This is a genomic window from Acinetobacter rongchengensis, from assembly GCF_003611475.1.
GTDB classification, from domain to species: domain Bacteria; phylum Pseudomonadota; class Gammaproteobacteria; order Pseudomonadales; family Moraxellaceae; genus Acinetobacter; species Acinetobacter rongchengensis.
In genome coordinates, this window is the sequence record NZ_RAXT01000029.1 from 25,063 (window position 1) to 41,908 (window position 16,846).

General features: G+C 37.1%; 12 protein-coding genes and 3 pseudogenes. 8 read left to right on the forward strand and 7 right to left on the reverse strand.

The window, feature by feature from the left end:
* The 7 genes and pseudogenes from D7V20_RS12535 (at window position 1) to D7V20_RS12565 (ending at window position 7,923) form a co-directional block, all read left to right on the forward strand.
* Window positions 1-2,304 (forward strand): hypothetical protein, encoded by a 2,304-nt coding sequence (locus D7V20_RS12535; RefSeq protein ID WP_120384580.1) that lies wholly within the window; start codon window positions 1-3, stop codon window positions 2,302-2,304.
* Window positions 2,301-5,474 (forward strand): site-specific integrase, encoded by a 3,174-nt coding sequence (locus D7V20_RS12540; protein WP_120384581.1) that lies wholly within the window; start codon window positions 2,301-2,303, stop codon window positions 5,472-5,474. The genes D7V20_RS12535 and D7V20_RS12540 overlap by 4 nt, the downstream gene beginning before the upstream one ends.
* Before the next feature lie 111 nt (window positions 5,475-5,585).
* Window positions 5,586-6,207: pseudogene (locus D7V20_RS12545) on the forward strand (DUF4011 domain-containing protein); the annotation flags it as partial.
* A 217-nt stretch (window positions 6,208-6,424) separates the two neighbouring features.
* Window positions 6,425-6,715 (forward strand): type II toxin-antitoxin system HigB family toxin, encoded by a 291-nt coding sequence (locus tag D7V20_RS12550; protein WP_120384582.1) that lies wholly within the window; start codon window positions 6,425-6,427, stop codon window positions 6,713-6,715.
* A 1-nt stretch (window position 6,716) separates the two neighbouring features.
* Window positions 6,717-7,118 (forward strand): helix-turn-helix domain-containing protein, encoded by a 402-nt coding sequence (locus tag D7V20_RS12555; protein WP_120384583.1) that lies wholly within the window; start codon window positions 6,717-6,719, stop codon window positions 7,116-7,118.
* A 440-nt stretch (window positions 7,119-7,558) separates the two neighbouring features.
* Window positions 7,559-7,621 (forward strand): annotated as a pseudogene (locus D7V20_RS20150) (type II toxin-antitoxin system HicA family toxin); the annotation flags it as partial.
* 2 nt (window positions 7,622-7,623) lie between these two features.
* Entirely contained in the window at window positions 7,624-7,923 is a 300-nt protein-coding gene (locus D7V20_RS12565; RefSeq protein ID WP_120384584.1) for a type II toxin-antitoxin system HicB family antitoxin, read from the forward strand.
* Window positions 7,924-8,127: 204 nt separating this feature from the next.
* Here the strand turns inward: D7V20_RS12565 and D7V20_RS12570 are convergent.
* The 7 genes and pseudogenes from D7V20_RS12570 to D7V20_RS12605 form a co-directional block, all read right to left on the reverse strand.
* Window positions 8,128-9,437: pseudogene (locus D7V20_RS12570) on the reverse strand (IS3 family transposase); the annotation flags it as partial.
* 533 nt (window positions 9,438-9,970) lie between these two features.
* A complete protein-coding gene (locus tag D7V20_RS12580; RefSeq protein ID WP_100243282.1) occupies window positions 9,971-10,189 on the reverse strand; it encodes a hypothetical protein in 219 nt (72 codons plus the stop codon).
* Between the two features lie 3 nt (window positions 10,190-10,192).
* On the reverse strand, window positions 10,193-11,488 hold the full coding sequence (locus D7V20_RS12585; protein WP_120384585.1) for a Y-family DNA polymerase: 1,296 nt from the start codon (window positions 11,486-11,488) through the stop codon (window positions 10,193-10,195).
* A 14-nt stretch (window positions 11,489-11,502) separates the two neighbouring features.
* Complete coding sequence (locus tag D7V20_RS12590; RefSeq protein ID WP_100243280.1) at window positions 11,503-12,129, reverse strand: LexA family protein; 627 nt, start codon at window positions 12,127-12,129, stop codon at window positions 11,503-11,505.
* 111 nt (window positions 12,130-12,240) lie between these two features.
* Window positions 12,241-12,882: an SOS response-associated peptidase gene (locus D7V20_RS12595; RefSeq protein WP_120384586.1), complete on the reverse strand. Its 642-nt coding sequence runs from the start codon at window positions 12,880-12,882 to the stop codon at window positions 12,241-12,243.
* A 246-nt stretch (window positions 12,883-13,128) separates the two neighbouring features.
* Window positions 13,129-14,235, reverse strand: coding sequence for an ImmA/IrrE family metallo-endopeptidase (locus D7V20_RS12600; RefSeq protein ID WP_042087925.1), 1,107 nt, complete (start codon window positions 14,233-14,235; stop codon window positions 13,129-13,131).
* 12 nt (window positions 14,236-14,247) lie between these two features.
* Entirely contained in the window at window positions 14,248-14,958 is a 711-nt protein-coding gene (locus D7V20_RS12605; protein WP_001052588.1) for a hypothetical protein, read from the reverse strand.
* An 857-nt stretch (window positions 14,959-15,815) separates the two neighbouring features.
* Here D7V20_RS12605 and D7V20_RS12615 point away from each other — a divergent pair.
* A complete protein-coding gene (locus D7V20_RS12615; RefSeq protein WP_001986287.1) occupies window positions 15,816-16,529 on the forward strand; it encodes a phosphoribosyltransferase in 714 nt (237 codons plus the stop codon).
* The last annotated feature ends 317 nt before the right edge of the window (window positions 16,530-16,846 follow it).

Below are 16,846 nucleotides of genomic sequence, written 5' to 3' on the forward strand. Positions count from 1 at the left end.
ATGGAACAGCAATTTTTAGATCAATATCATCAGTGCAAGACAAGGTTTGTTGCTAAAGAATTTGATGATTTAGATCACGAAGATTTGAAAGCCTTTCAGCACTTAAGACACCGTGCTCGACAAATTTTTAAATCAATTATTAGAGATCGTAAACTTGGCGAAAAATATGACGTTGCTGCATTAACATATTTTGGAGCAGATCTAGAATTTAAAAATGATAATGTGTCGTATCTTGTTTTTAGATCGAGTTATTTCATTTATGCACTCTATGAAAAAATTGCCGAATTAGCGGATTCTCAAGCAAAGCAAAAAGAGGTTTTTGATTTACTACGGTTTATCGCTAAACCTCTGATCCAAAACATTGAAGCTGAACTGGATTTAAAGGATGAAAGCCAGAGACTATTACAGTGCTTTATACAATATATGCTAAAACTGAAGGATGGACTGGTTACGTTTAGTGACTGGGATAATTATTCTAAAAATCAGGTGTTCAATCAGACCAAAATTCGTAATTACTTACATGATTTGAAAATTATTTTTAAAAGGCTAGTACAAAGGAAAATTGTTCAACGGCAACGTCGTAAAAAAATAAAAATGAATGATTGGCCAACAAAAAAGAAATTAAAAATTTTCCAAAGAAAGCAAGAGAAAAGACAGCTTATCAAAAGTTATCCAGGATACATTAGGACGTGCCAAGAGGTCCTTTATGATGAAGAGGGGGACGTAGAATATATAGATGAAGGAATTTCTGTACATACGACAGATAGGTCTACTGCTAGATTTAACTCTGTACTTAATCCGCAGAGTGAACATTTGATGAGGCATCGTCAGAGACGTCTACAGCCGTTTGTGACCAACACTCATTTTATGAGTAAGGATGTTATTCAACATCTGATATATGTACTAAAAAGCGAGCTTTACAATGATCATCCCAATGATGCCGCAATAGCAGCCGCGTGTTTATTGAGTCTGGCGACAGGCTTATCACCGATGCATTTACTTCAATTTCAGCAATTGATTGATGAAGGTGTTTTGATAAAAAGTAAAAGTCATAAAAAACCAGAGTATATTCTTAGATTACATTTAGATATTACAGAACAGAAAGTTGATATTTTAAAGCATCATCAGCTAAATCAGACTGTGACACATGATCTGCATTTATCAAGTAGTTGGTTCGAATACATTGTGCTTCATGAGTCTCAACACGTGCTTATGGCGAATGATATTAATAAAAAAATAAAAGAATGGACAATGAACCAAGGGATCGGCTCGATTACTGTAGAGAAACTACAAGCTCAGCTGTATTTCTATATTTTCCATCGTACTTTCAATGAATATATTGCTCATGTGCTTTCTGGCAAGGACAGTAATCATGAGTTACCAAGTAGTTATTACAATGGTGTTCCGACAACTGAATTGAATCAGAATTATTTAATCTATTTAGATACACTCGACATTAAAGAGACTAAGCAAGAAATTCAAATTGTAAAAAATCAATTTGAAGAAAATAAGCAGCATTTATCACTGCGTTTTGGCAGTCAATTGGCGTTAAACCAAAACTATGTCTCTCAATTCTTTACACGCTTACATGCAACTTGTTCTGACAAGGTACAGCTTCATCAGCATCTGATCGAGCGAATAAATGCTTATAGCGTTTGGATGTGGCATATCAGTTTATTGTGTCTGACTCTCCGTCCTCGTGAGAATTTATTAGGAAATTATAGTGATTACGATTTGAGGATGAAATTGCTGTACGTTAATGATAAGAAAAACAGTCGATCTCGTAAAGACGGTCGATATATACCGTTGCCTCAATTTTTCATCCAAGCCGTTAAACGTTATATCCAATTTTTAAATATGGTGATACAACAGTATGCAGATTTACTCAAATATGTGTTTGGTAAAAGGATTACTCTGCAAGATCTTTTTGGGCAAGTCATCTTCTATCCCAATGACTTACCTAGTTCAGCTCAGGAATGGGCCAGTAAAAAGATTAAAATTTTTGCCCTCAAACGTAGTTGGGTTAATGATTATATGGAGAAGCATCAGCTCAGCAGCTTGTATAACAATTGGTTACGTCATTTTGATATGAACATACTAATGGAGCAGAGTGTTGCATTTAATGTAATACAAGCCATTTATGGGCATGATCAACGCAATCAGGAGCTCTTTTACCGCTATTCATCTGCATCCTTACCGCAGTATATAAATCAGTTTACCCAGAGTATTGATCGCATGATTAAGCAGTTGCATATTGAGCATCTCTCAATCAGCCTGACTACTCAGAATGAGGGTTTATCATGAAAAAAAATGATCTGCTGATAGCGAAGATTAGAGAACAGGTTGATTCTGTCTTTTCTGAGATGAGGAATCAGATTAAAAAGTTAAGTGATAATTCTGAATTATTAGATTACAAGTTGAATGCTCTCTGGTATGAGTTTTATGATGAATTAATATGTTTTTTAGAGCAGAAAAAACTAACCAGTAAAGATGCTCAAAAGCCCTATATTCAGGATTGTGAACAGTATTTTTTATCCCTGCGTCAGGATTACTTATCAGAAACACCACTGGCTTATCCTATAAAAGTATGGCCAAAGACCACATTCTTTGATCCAATCCCACGACAAATTCGAAGTACTGAAGCACACCTTCGACTTGGGCAGCAGCATTTTCATATCGCCATAGCATTAAAAGAATATTGGAATGATCCGTGCCATGAAGAAATCACAGTGGATTGGATATGGGGTAGTTTTTATCTAAGTTTGATGTATTGTTCAGGTTGTAGTGATTTAAGTCATTTAACGGCTATAGGAAATACTTTAATTAAAGCAATCATTGAGGGTGAACTACAGGTCTGTTCTAAGCTATACCATGCAGATTACAAAAAAATTATTAACCCTCTAGTGCTACACTACCGAGTACAGCAACGTGCTTATGGTAATCAGATTGATAATAGACAGGTCTATCAGTGGCGCCATATTTGGTTGAACCCCTATTCACAATTGTATATACAAGGGATAAAAAAACGAACTGCTCAGGCTTTGTATACACAGACCCCTCGACTTGTACTTGAGTCTATTTCAACAGTATTAGGTCGATTGCCGAAAGAGCTTGATCTCAATTATCAAATGACTGGATTGAAGAAACTCTTACGCCGTAGTGATGCAAAGTTAGAAGAGATCCGCTCACTTACGCCTTTCGAGAATTTGAATTTAGCTATTGAGTTAGACCCAAATTCAGGCTTAGACATGTGTTTAAGTGAGGTAATGCAAAATCGCTTAAAGACAGTGTCTTTAACTCCTATGGATCAGGTGCGGTCTTGGTTTGATTTGTTCATAGATCAAGATCAAACCTTGCCCGATGATAAGCAAAGGATAATTCCTCTACATACTGAATTCGTCAAGCCAGACTTGATTACAGCACATCAGCAACTCAAAGAAATCCCTTTTGAGTTGATGTTATTTGAACGAGATCAAACGGAAAAAAATGAGAGTCACAAGAGACAACGTAAAAGTGAGCGAATTAAATGGATGCGATGGAAACAGATTCAGCAACGTCTAGAACAAAAGAAATTAGTAAGCGGTATATATGAAAGAAATATCATCGAAGCGCAGCTCAGGCTACTGGCTTGGATCTTTCATCTTAAAGCTCAAAACAAGAAGTTAAATAGTATCGAACGCTATTTAAGTAGCATCGCCAAAGATTATTTATTTCATATCTATATGTTTACGGATGATATAGAAACTATGAATCAAGAAGATTGTGAGGAACTATACGAAGCAATTCTAAATAGCATTGATGATCGTGACCAAGCGAAACGAGAATCTGATCCAAAGGCTAATCATGGGCGAGCACAGTATGCATTTGGCCGACTAAAAGCATTTCATACATTTTGTATGAAGCAATATCAAGTGCCTAAAGTTAGTACGTTTAAGTATAATGATTATCAACGGGTGCAATTTTGTGATGCAAAATTGATTAGTCCGAAACTATTTAATCAGCTCAAGCAGGTGCTCACCTTAAAGATTGAACAAAGTGAGAGGTCTAAAGAGCGAGAGTATTTATATCAACTACAGCTCATGTATTTACTCGCATTTCGATTAGGAATGCGTTTGAATGAAATCCGTGGCCTAACCCTCGCTGAGGTCATTTGTCCTGAGCTGATATGGAATCATGATACACAAGAAAAAATTGTTAACATTCGCATTAACTTACGTAATAATGTTTACCGAAAACTAAAAAGTCAAAATGCAAAGCGTCAGCTCGATTTGAATGCCGTTATGCTAGATGCTGAGTTAGCATTGGTTCAGCAGCATATAAAGCAATGTATTATGCATAATCCTGTTAAAACAAATCATACGGAAAAATTGATTTTTGCTAATGATGGCGAAATTTTAAGTACAACTTATATTAGCGAAATGACCCAGATGATTTTTGACAAGATACTAGGAGAAGGTCACGGCTATACATTCCATAATTTTAGGCATAGTGCAGCGAATCATCTAGCAATAGCTTGGCTAGGCTCAAAAGAAATGGTCATGACCTATACAGACTATGGGTGGAGCCAGTGTAAGAAGATGCGTAAGCATTTGTTTGGAGATACTGCAATTCAAAATGAGGCTGTTATACAACATAAGTGGCGGTTACTTGCCGATTGGATGGGGCACGGCACCATAGAGCAAACAGCATCACATTATCTACACATACTTGATTTGTTGGTGGTCGATCGAATCTATCACCTGCCATGTACAATCCATGAGAGTGCGATCAAACAGATTCTACAAGGTGATATAAAAGGATCGAAAGAAGATATTATTGATCTCAATCACGTGATTCAAAAAGACAGGCAGTTTGATTTTTATCATGCCTCACAAGCAGTAAATAAAGTTGATTCAGTCAAACTATCTCGGCCTACAGAAAGTAAAAATTTATTTGTCTCTACAGTGATACATGATTATATAAAGTATAAATCGTACGAGGATCACATTTGGGTTACCCGTAGTAAAAAGCTGGCAACAAAATGGATGGCCGTGAAAAAGTTTCAAGAAAGTGATTTCCTTGATGATGGTGAATTGATTACGCTATATGAATATGCGTTGAAGAAAGGTTTTGATGTGAAAAAATGTTTAGATATTCCATCAATGCAGAAGAATGTTCAAAAGCAGATTATGATTGCGCTAAAAACTCTTAAAGAACATGGCAAAGTTAGAAAAAATTTCATTCATTTTCAATACTGCTTCGATAAACAAAATAGACCAAGAATCAATTGGTCTGTTGAAAGTCTTGTATTAGGATTGAAATGCATTTTGCCTGATCATACGGTATTAAAACTGGATAATTATCCACCTGATATGACACGAAAAAGTCGTGAAATTAAATTAAGTTTTATCAATTCAGCATTTGGTAATGTAACTCTTTGTATAGTTTTTATATTGTTATTACATACAATTAAGCAAGAAAACCTGTGGATTTGAAAATAATTTCAGAAGTATTTGAATCAACAGAATCCAGTTAAAGTACAACTTCTTTCAAATCAGCTACGTATCAAATAACTTGAGCGTGAGAATAAAGAACTGCAACGGGCCAATGAACGCGATATTATCGTTTTCTCAATTACTTACGCAAAAGACCGTGATGGCCGCTTATCTATGAGTTTTGGTGCACTTAACCGTCAAGGTGGTCAGCGCCGTCTAAATGTAGCAATTACTCGCGCTCGTCAAGGATTACATGTTTTCTCGACCTTAAGTCCAGAAGAAATTAATTTGGCACGCACCAATAGTGAGGGTGTAAGGGATTTAAAAGACTTATTAGTTTTTGCTCGTAGTGGTCAGTTGCATTTAAATTATGTTGATCAAAACAAACAGCAGACTAAAAAAAGAATTTGTACAGTACTTACAGAATAAGCTTCAAGAAAAAGGTTGGAGCGTGGACCCCGGAATAGGTCAGGGCGATAGCTGTGTAGATCTAGCTATTAAAGATGACTTGCATACAGATAGCTATATTGTAGGTATTCTAGTCGATGGTGAAAATTATGCAAAAGCAGCTACAGCAAGAGACCGTGATCAGCTCAGACCAACAGTATTAAATGGGTTAGGCTGGCAGGTATTATCAGTGTGGACAGTTGATTGGTGGCTAGATCCAGAGCAGAACTTAACTAAATTGGTAAAAGCATTGGAAGAGATCAAAATAAATCAACAGGTTGCTTAAATTGTCTGAAACCTTTGTGATGAAAAGCATGATTTAAATCAAGTCATTGACGGGGAAAAGTCAGATCAATGAACAGGCATTTTTAAGGTCATCAGATTAAGTGAATTCTGATAATGAATAAAGCGCCGTTTGGCGCTTTATTCATCCTAGCCCCTCAATATTGCAAAATGCGATAATTGGTTTATACTTGATTTATAGCAAAATGCGATAAAATGTTATGCATGTGATCACCCACGCTCGAATTATAACAGCAATGCACAAGTGGCCACAGGCTGAAACGGCATTAGATGGTTGGTATCGAACCATAAAGGCAAACGATCCGAAAGATTTTGCTGAGATGAAGCAGCTCTTTCCAGCGGTCGATAAAGTTGGAAAGTTCCATGTGTTCGATATTGGCGGGAACAAGATCCGACTTATTGCAGTCGTGATGTATCAGGCGAAACGTGTGTATATCCGTCATGTCTTGTCCCATAAAGAATATGACAAAGGTCATTGGAAGGAAGGTTAGTATGAACGCGATGATTAAACAGGCCGTAGACCACTGGCACTACGTTGCACCATTGCTCAGCAAGCCAGAAAATGAAGACGACTTTCATACACTTGTTGAAGCTTTAGATGAACTTTTAGATACCGTTGGTGATGATGAGTCTCATCCTTTAATGGGGCTTATTCTTCAGCTTGGTGATTTGGTTTCTGATTATGAAAATGAGCATCTTCCTATGCCTAAAGGGGATGGTCGCGCTGCTTTGGCTTTTTTGATGGAGCAACATGGTTTAGGTCAGTCTGACTTAGCAGAGGTTGCAACCCAATCTGTGATTTCTGAGATTTTAAGTGGTAAACGCCAACTGAATATTCGTCATATTAAGGCATTGTCTGAGCGGTTTAATGTATCGGCAGATACGTTTTTCTAAAAGATAGGGCGCCGTGAGGCGCTCTATTAGTAATCAATTTGAATTTCTTGTTAGTCTTGATATTTCAATTTACAAAGTCTATGTGCCTATAATCGCTTTATTCCTTCGTTAAGAATCACAAAAACGGTAATAAATAAAAAACCACTATATAAAATTATCATTGAAATACTGCCCATTGTAGCTTTACGCAGTAAAGTTTTTTGCTTTTCTGCACTTAATAAAGTGAACCGTACTGAGTTTGTCGGAGACAAACTTTCTTGACAAATATGGCAACATTCTAACGCCACTTTATAGTGTTGCGTATAATTACACAATGAATAGCAAAGACATTATTAATTCTCTAGAGCAGGAAGGCTGGTATAAAGTGGGAGATAAAGGCGGAGCATGAGAAATAAAAGCATCCTGTAAAATCTGGTCATGTTGTAGTTCCTCACCCGAGGAAAGACATGCCGATTGGCACTTTACGCAATATTTATAAACAGGCTGGTTGGGAGTGGAGGTAAATATGTTATATCCAGTATATGTTCATAAAGATGAAGATACTGCATACGGCTTAACTTTTCCTGACTTTGAAGGGTGTTTTAGTGCAGCAGATGAAATGCAAGATATTCAACGCATGGCGCAAGAGGCTGTAGAGCTTCATTTTGATGGTGAGGATTTGAAATTACCAAAACCATCAAGCCCTGAACAATGGTTGGGTGATGAGCGATTTCAAGATGGGTTCTGGTTGTTGATTGATATTGGTACAAGCAAAATCAGTCCGTATCAATGTCAGTATGTCAGAGTCTTTGGTCAAACATATTGATGCTGTTGCAAAAAGACAGCATTAAAGTCGATCTGCCTTTTTGGCAAAAAGTGCAGAATTAGCACTACACGATTAAGATCTTAAGAGAGCAACCACCCGTCTACATGATCTGACCCCCAAAAGTTAGACAGTAAGTTAGGCAATTTCTAAGAACTGATTTCTGTATTCTACAGGGGTCAATCCTTTTAATTTAACCTTGATTCACTCATGGTTATAATAGTGAATATATTCTTTCACTTTTTGCTCCAATTCATCAACTGATTTAAATTCTTCTCCATAGAAACATTCAGATTTAAGTATTCCAAAGAAACTCTCCATAGCAGCATTATCTAAACAATTCCCCTTACGTGACATACTTTGGGTGAGCCCTCGTTCTGCTAATTGTTTCTGGTAAAATCTCATTTGATATTGCCAACCTTGATCAGAATGGATCATTGGCTTCTCATTTATATTGAGTGTCTCTATAGCTTCTTTAAGCATATCTTTGACCAGTCCAAATACTGGTCTACGTTCCATTTGAAATGCAATGATTTCACCGTTAAACAGGTCCATGACGGGAGATAAGTAAAGCTTGTCCCCCCGAATATTAAATTCAGTCACATCAGTAACCCATTTTTGATTAGGTCGCTCAGCCTTGAATTGACGCTGCAATACATTGTTTGCAATTTTACCCACTTGCCCTTTATACGAACGGTATTTCACAACCCTAATACGTGATTTAAGCTTCATAGATATCATCAATCGCTGTACACACTTATGGTTCACGATCAAGCCTGTATTTCTCAATGCAAGCGTAATTCTGCGATACCCATAACGCCCTTTATGCTGATGATAGATCACTTTGATTTGCTGTTTTAAATCACTGTATTTATCATTGAGTTTTGATGACTTCTGATGATAGAAATAGGTACTATGCGCCATCTTAGCTGCACATAGCACATGCTTTAGTGGGTAGTTTTGCCTTAATTCAGATATGAATCTTGCAGCTGTTGCTGTTCGACTTTTTCCTGTTCTTTCTGCTTCTGAATCAAGGCTCTCCGCTTTTTTAGGAAAGCAACTTCAGCACGTAGATATGCCAACTCCTCAAGCAGTTCCTCATGGGTTTTATCCTGATCTGCTTTAATTGTCTTAGCTTTGGGCATCTTAGGCTTCGGCATACTGTTAAGTTTTCCTCTAGGCTTTGGTTGCAAACCCTCTATGCCATTTTCTTTATATTGTTTCAACCAATCTCTTAACGTGCTTGTTTCATTAATATCAAAGCGTTGCATAGCTTCTCTTAATGAAATGCCTTCTTCATGTATTACTTTGACAACTTGATACTTAAACTCAACCGTAAAAGTTGTTTTAGATCTTCTACGTTCTAAGCCTACCAGACCATAAAGTTTAAATGCTTTACTCCACTTTTGAACATCTGATCTATGAACATTAAAAAGTTGACCTGTCACAGAGTCACCATGACCAGACAAGTAATGTTCAACAACTTTTAATTTGAATTCTTGAGAATATTTAGCCATTAAAAAGCACCCTTCAAATTAGACTAAGAGTGTCCAACTTTCGGGGTGCAGATTAACATGGCGGGTTTTTTGGCTTAATTTATGAAAAATACCGATCTTCTTAGCGCTGATAAGGGATATGACTCGAAAGCTTTGAGAGAGCAGATAGAAAGAAAATCCACAAAATGTTAAAAATCATGCTAGAAGATGAACTCTGGTTAAAATAGCCTAAGCAAACTGAAAAGGGGGAATTGTTTAGAAATCTCTCTGGTTATAAGTAAACTGTCTTTATGAAAAGCATCATGCTGACTTTGATTCATAATAAGGGGAATTTAAAAGCTTTAGCATCACAGTTTGATCACTGGATTTACGAAAATGGTGTAAAGATTAGCGTTTTGGTAAATCAATGAGCTAAAGTGTTGTAGTCCAAACCCGATCTGACAGTTACCCATTTTTTAGTGGGTCTGTTAGGTTAAATTTGAGCTAAATTTTTCTCAGCCCAAATTCATTTCCAATCAAGTAATGTTTCAAGTGGTGTGTGATCACTGCACAACTTAATTTACTGTTCCCAACACAGGTATCAACTTAGGTCCAGCCATCCTTGCTTTGCTAATAATTTCAACCAACTCATCATAAGTCAGCTCAAACTTATCTTCGCTATCAAAAACATAAACCATATTTTTGCCTTCATGTTCAGGTGGAGTAGGCGGTACAAATCGTTTCGGGATTAGGAGTTGAGTAATTTGTTCGTCAGTTAATTTAAATAAGTGCATGTTTTATCCTACTCTTGGTAAGTCAGACCATTTTGTTAAATATGATGGTGATCTAAGGTTTTGATTCATGTGCCATGAGGCTTCTTGATTGTTAGCAATGCCTAGCGTGACGAGATTCTTCCCAAACCGTTCACTGATGGCTTCGATGGCATCTGAAAGCCTTTCGCGCTCTTGCTTATGCGAATAGTCCGTGAATAGATCGGGCACAAACTTGGATTTATCTGTGATTTCGAGCAGCACGATTCCCGCCTTTTTATACTTAAAGCCTTTCTTAAATATCTGGTCGATACCTTTCATCGCAGCCTTGGTGATGAGTAATAAATCATCTGTATGCTCATGCATCTGAACCACGATGTAAGGCGAGTAGCGCTCAGTCTTATCAAAGCGACTGGTTTGGATATAGACACCGATCATCTTGCAGATTGAGCCATCTTCCCGCATTCGTTTCACGGCTCTGGCCACATAAAGCCGGACTGAAGCTTTGATGTCATCCATTTCGTAGACCGGGTTGCCATATGAACGACTGCTGATGATTTGTTTCTTCGCTACGGCATCATCACTCAGGTCAATACAAGAGATGCCCTGTAGCTCAAGCACCGTCTTTTCCATCACGATGCTAAACTGTTTTTTGATTTCTTTAGGATTGGCATTAATCAGATCTAGAACAGACTGAACACCCATGGCATTGAGCTTCTTGCAGTTTTGTCTGCCAACGCCCCAAACCTCAGATACATCAACCTGCGCGAGTAGCGTTTCTGTAGAGCATGGGTCCATCTGGGCCAGATTACAGACCCCATTGAAGAACTTGTTTTTCTTGGCGAGATGATTGGCAATCTTGGCTTCAGTTTTAGAGCGACCGATTCCAATGCAGCAGGGTAGTCCTAACCAACGCCAAGCTTTAGCCCTCATATCCTGAGCATATTCAGTCAGGTCAAATAGACGCTCATAAGCTGTGAGCTTTAGGAAACATTCATCAATGGAATAGACCTCTTGGTCTCCTGGTACAACATAGTCCCCAAGCAGCTCCATAAAGCGCTTGGACATTTCGCCATATAAGGAGAAATTACTTGATAGCACCTGAATGTCATGTTGCTTGATCAGGTCCTGAATTTGGAATACAGGAACACCCATCTTGATGCCGAGATCTTTCGCTTCCTGACTTCTGGCCACGGCACAGCCGTCATTGTTACTGAGCACAATAGTAGGGCGATCATTCAAGGCAGGATTAAACACACGTTCACACGAGACGTAGCAATTATTCACGTCGACTAACGCGAATATTTCATTTTCACTTTGCATGGTTATTCTTCTTTTTATGAGCGGTGATAAATACGTTTTAAATTAAAAGTCACCACACCCCAGATTGAGATGGTCTGACTGTCATCAGGGATGATGTGATTGTAGTTAGGATTTTCAGCCTTCAACCAAAGTTCTGGAAGCGGATAATCTTCATCGCCAAATATCTCTTTGATTTCAGACTTTGACATCTTATTAGTAATCATCAACCGTTTAATGGTCGAGGCACTATTATCAATTAGGGCAACGACGATATCGTAATGTTTGGCTTCAATACTGCGATCGACAATGATTGGATCGTTGATCTCAAAACCTGCATCGAGCATGGATTCACTGTCTACATAAGCAATGAACGTAGAAATCGGGTTGTGAATCAGGAACTCATTTAGATCAAGCGCTTTGTCTTGCTCATCCTTGGTACTAAAGGCTGGACCTGCAGGTATGCGCTCTAGAGAGACGGGAATTGAGACTTTGGATTTGGGTAGAACTGCAGTAAGCCCTAACTGCGCAACCAGTTCATTTTGAACAGCGATTTGTTCAAGCACGGTATTGATGGTAGGGCTTGGCTTACCCTCTGGACCCATGAGCTCTTGTAAAGATGACCATGCGTCGTCAGAGAAGTAGATAGGCAACTTCTTAGACATGTGATACTCCTACGCTACGAGGCGTGTTTGGAAGTAGAATTTGTCTAAATAGGATATTACTAACAACGTTTGAAAATCAAATTTAAAAAGTTGTGGATAAACAAGGATGCGTCAGAATAAGACGTTTTGTTTCTGCTCATCGCGTGGAAAAGTGATGAATTCATCGGGCATTTGAAAAAAATATTCATGCGCGTGTTCATGATCTGCAGTCAGCCAGTCTTTTCTGTACTGCTCTGGAATAACGATGATGGAGCGTTTTTCATCCTTCGGTGCATGGAATTGCTTCATGAAGGGGTGATGATCCGAATTGATGGTCAACATTGAAAAGGAACGTACCTTATTGCCATCAATCACCGCATCATCATAGATCCCTGCAACCGTGAAAGGCTGATCATCTTTACGCTTAATGGTGTACCAGTGCGGCTTACCATTGATGTATTTGGGTTCATAGAACTCTTGAACAGGCACAAGGCAAAACTTGCTGTACTTCCATGCATGTCGAAAACTTGGCTTATCTGCTACAGACTCGGTACGAGCATTATAGGTATGACTGTTGAATTTCAACTCTTTTGCCCAGCTCGGTAGTAATCCAAACTTTGCGATATCAAGTTCTAAGTGTTCAGAACCATTTAAGATAATTGGAGCATGATAGGAAGGGAATACATGATCCTTAAGCTCAAGATCAAACTGGATGGTATCGACACCTAAGAGTGTCAAATTTCTTTTATTTGGAAATAGGTAATTTGAGCACATAGCCTGATCACATAACTAAAGAATTTATCTGAAATTGTATACGATGCTTTATGGAACACATGGGATTTATGGTGTCAGTTCAAGTAGGCTATATGAAAAAAGTCATGATGGGGCAAGTTACATTTTCAGTTAAAGTATGACTTATGGGATGCAAAACTACGTTGGGCGTGAAGTCATAAAAAAATTAATCAGGATTTTGCATAAATAGTGCGCCGTAAGGCGCATTATTTTTAAGGAAGGTTTGTATTACTCGACAATATATAACTTATGTTTTTTCTTCGGGGGCTCAACTTTAGCTAAAGCATCAAATGTTAATTGATTAAAATCTTCTTCAGAGATTCCAATTTCATCAAGCATTTTATTTTTATCAAAAGATGGTTGTGAGGCTAAAACAGAGATAATTTTGGGCAACATCAAACTCTCATCTCGATGAGTTTCCTCAGGTTCATTAATGTTGTAGCCCAACGAATTGATCTTTATAGAGTTACTACGATTAACCCAATCACTAACTAATCCCAGCTTGTGAGCTTTATAGTTAATAGCCTTCAGGGATGTTCGCCAAATCTTTTTATACTCAATCATATTTTCTAGTGAAAAATAGCGTGGAGCAGTAGAAAGAAATGCATCTGTTGGCATTAAAAATTCAGATGAAAATTGATCCGCTTCAGTTTCGAGAACACGATTATCTTTCTTGACACGAATTTTTTTGTTATGCGTATGCATAACGATATGACCAAGTTCGTGTGCACAATCGAAGCGGGCTCTTTCGGCAGACTTAAATGTATTTAGAAATATGAAAGGGCTACCACTTTCATCATCAAAAAAAGATAGTGCATCAATTTCTCGAATTTCAGTCGGTAATCTAAAGACACGGATTCCCTTTAGCTCACACAACGAAACAATGTTATTAATAGGTTGATTACCTAAAGCCCATAAACCTCTCAACTCTGACGCTAGGTGATCGGCATACTTAGATTCACCCAAAAACTCAGTAATATCTAAATCAGGACGGTGAAAAGTAGGTAACTTTACTTTCTGATTTAAGTACTTGTTAATATTTATTGCTAAAAGAGTATATGCCTCATTAGCTTTTCTATGCTGTGCTTTAATACGAGCAACCGATCTATAGAAGATTTGGTCTGTTTCATGTGGTTGTGTGTCATTACCTGCAAAGAATGACTTGGGTAAATTTAATACACGGCATATATCATCTTGATCATTTTCATTGATTTCTTTATCCACGTCTAAAAGTTGCTTTACCTTAGAGATAGAGCAACTCAATTTTTCTGCGAAATCGGTATTGCTAAGTCCTCGTAATTCTTTAGCAATACGTAAACGATCTTTATTAAACACATTAACCTCAGATTAAACTACAAGCTGAATATCAAAATCATCTGGTTTAATTTCATTAGATGGTTCCAATACTGGCTTAGGATCAGTTTTTACAGGAACTGTATTATCTATTTCAAATGCAATTCTGCAAGTATGGTCACTTGGTAAAATTGAAATTTTTTTCGCTTTTAAGTCCTGTACGAAGCTAGTTGGGTATGCAAATTCAAAAGGAATATTTGGGATATCAATGTCTTTATAGGCTGGATGTGATGCTGAAGGAAAGTATAAAATCCATGTTCTCAATTTTGTCTCATCATCATAAGCAGACTGATTCTCCTTAATATTATTTAATGTCATTAATCCTTTTTCACAGTGTGCTGATACAACTTGATCAGCTAACCCCAATGCAATATTCCCGCTCATAAAGATAATTTGTATTTTCTTTACTGTATTCTCAATTCTTGGCTGGCTGTCATTGTGGAATATCCAAGCAGGATCAGATTGTCGAAGCAGTAAAGCAATCTGTTCTCCAATTTTTCCCCATCGTGCAATAAAGCGTGCACGGTTATAGTGAGTATTTGTTCTATAGTCAGCATCACCGATCATAATTGCGTTTCTGACTAACTCGAGATCAGGTAATCCTAACTGTTTAGCTTTTTTGATAGCATTTTCACCTTTGAAAAAATCACATGGCGTGGGTTCAGAAGGTTGGATTGATTCTTCATCAAGGAGATTTAAATTCATCTTAAAAGTTATCCTAAAGTAGCTAATGTCTTTTTTATAACATCTTTTGATGTTTTAAAAAAGACATTTTTATAAATGTGTGCTATCTTCACTTACAACTTGATAATAAGAATTTTGGAGAAGAGACGTTGAGTAACTTATTCATTAATCATAAAAATTGTCCTGAATGCGGTGGCCGTATCAAAGGCTATTATTACTACTGTGGGCAGTGTGGTAGTCAAAATGTTGTAAACTGGAAGCACACGGGGATATTTTTGTTGATTGCTGGAAAGATTTTTCTGGTTGCTATGCTTTTTTTGCTAAAAAATTTTGTTCAAATCCATTTTTTTCACAAGTTTCATTGTGCTAATTTTTTAAATAATTCATAGAGGTTGATAGTAAAATGAAAGTTAAAGATTTAATTAAATAATTAGAAGAGTTTGATCTGGAATTAGATGTTTTAATTGCTAATGAAGAGAACAAAATCATTGGCATAAAAACCCTAGCCCGATTCTTTGAAATAAGCTATGTTTCTTTTGTTCATCCAGAGACACAAAGAAATGATATGGAAAGAAATGTTGAATTTACCTTTTTAGGAATGTCGACTAAAGACTCTAGAGTTATTGTTTTTATTGACGTTGTTCCATAATTTTCAAGTAGTCAAAATGAGTATACAATATTCATGTGATGCAAGAAGATACAACTGGATAGGATGGGCCCATAAGTATTTGAAGCTGCCTCGTGTATGATCATGGGGACTGTCCAAACAAACGGCTTTTGAGAGTGCTGCCTGATACGAAAAATAATATCCAAGAGATGCTAGCGGTAAATTTAGTGTAAAATTTAATGCTAGCCATCATTAAAACTTATTTAAAAATATGAAGTTATATCGCACAGATTGGAATATGTTTCCTAAAACGGTTATTGACCGTGGTCTTGGAGATGCAACCTCTCATTACATGTATGAAGCTGCTAAAGCAGGGGATGTTGAAAGTGCGTATATTTTAGCTAAAGATTTAGTTTCGGATGAGGCGATTGCTGAACTAGAAAGAATTATCGATGGTCGGGAAACTATTATAGTACCTGTACATGCTGAGGAAGCAGTCGGTCGTAATATGATTCCTTTAGCTACTTCAGCAGTTATAGCAAAGAAACTTGGGCTTGAAGTTGATACGAATATAGTTCAAGCTATAAAAGTATCAAGAACTGGCGGTGATGGGTGGCATAGATTAGCCAACCCACCAGCATTTGATGGGACAATAAACAATGATAAATGTGTTATTATTGTTGATGATACCCAGACCCAAGGTGGTACTTTTGCAGCATTAAAAGGTCATATTGAAACAACTGGGACGAATAAAGTTATTGGAGCATATGCACTGACGGGTAAACAATACTCATCACAATTAGCTCTAAGTAAAGAAACTCTTCAGCAATTGAGGGATGTATATGGTAATCTTGAAGCATGGTGGAAATCGATTTACGGGTACGATTTCGAAAGGCTCACAGAGTGGGAAGCAAAGTATATCCTCAACTCTCGTAAAACAGCTGACGAAGTCCGAGATAGAATCATTGCGTCAAAACAAACGTGATGCTTATGCACTTATGATGAAAATGAATTAATTATTATTTAATTAAGTTAAAAGACTGCTATATAGCGGTCTTTTTTGTTTTTGAGCTCTACAAATTTTAATGAGTACATATAGTTACTTTTATAAAAATGATAATAAAGGGTAGAGGAGGTCATCTAAGAATTTAAAGCACAAGACTTATTTAACATTGATGACAGAAAAAGTGAGTTGTTGGGAACTTAAAGAAGAGGTGGTACTTATAATGGTTACTAAAATACAAATACTTAAAATATTAAATATATAAAACAATATATTACAAATATATATGATGCGTAGTG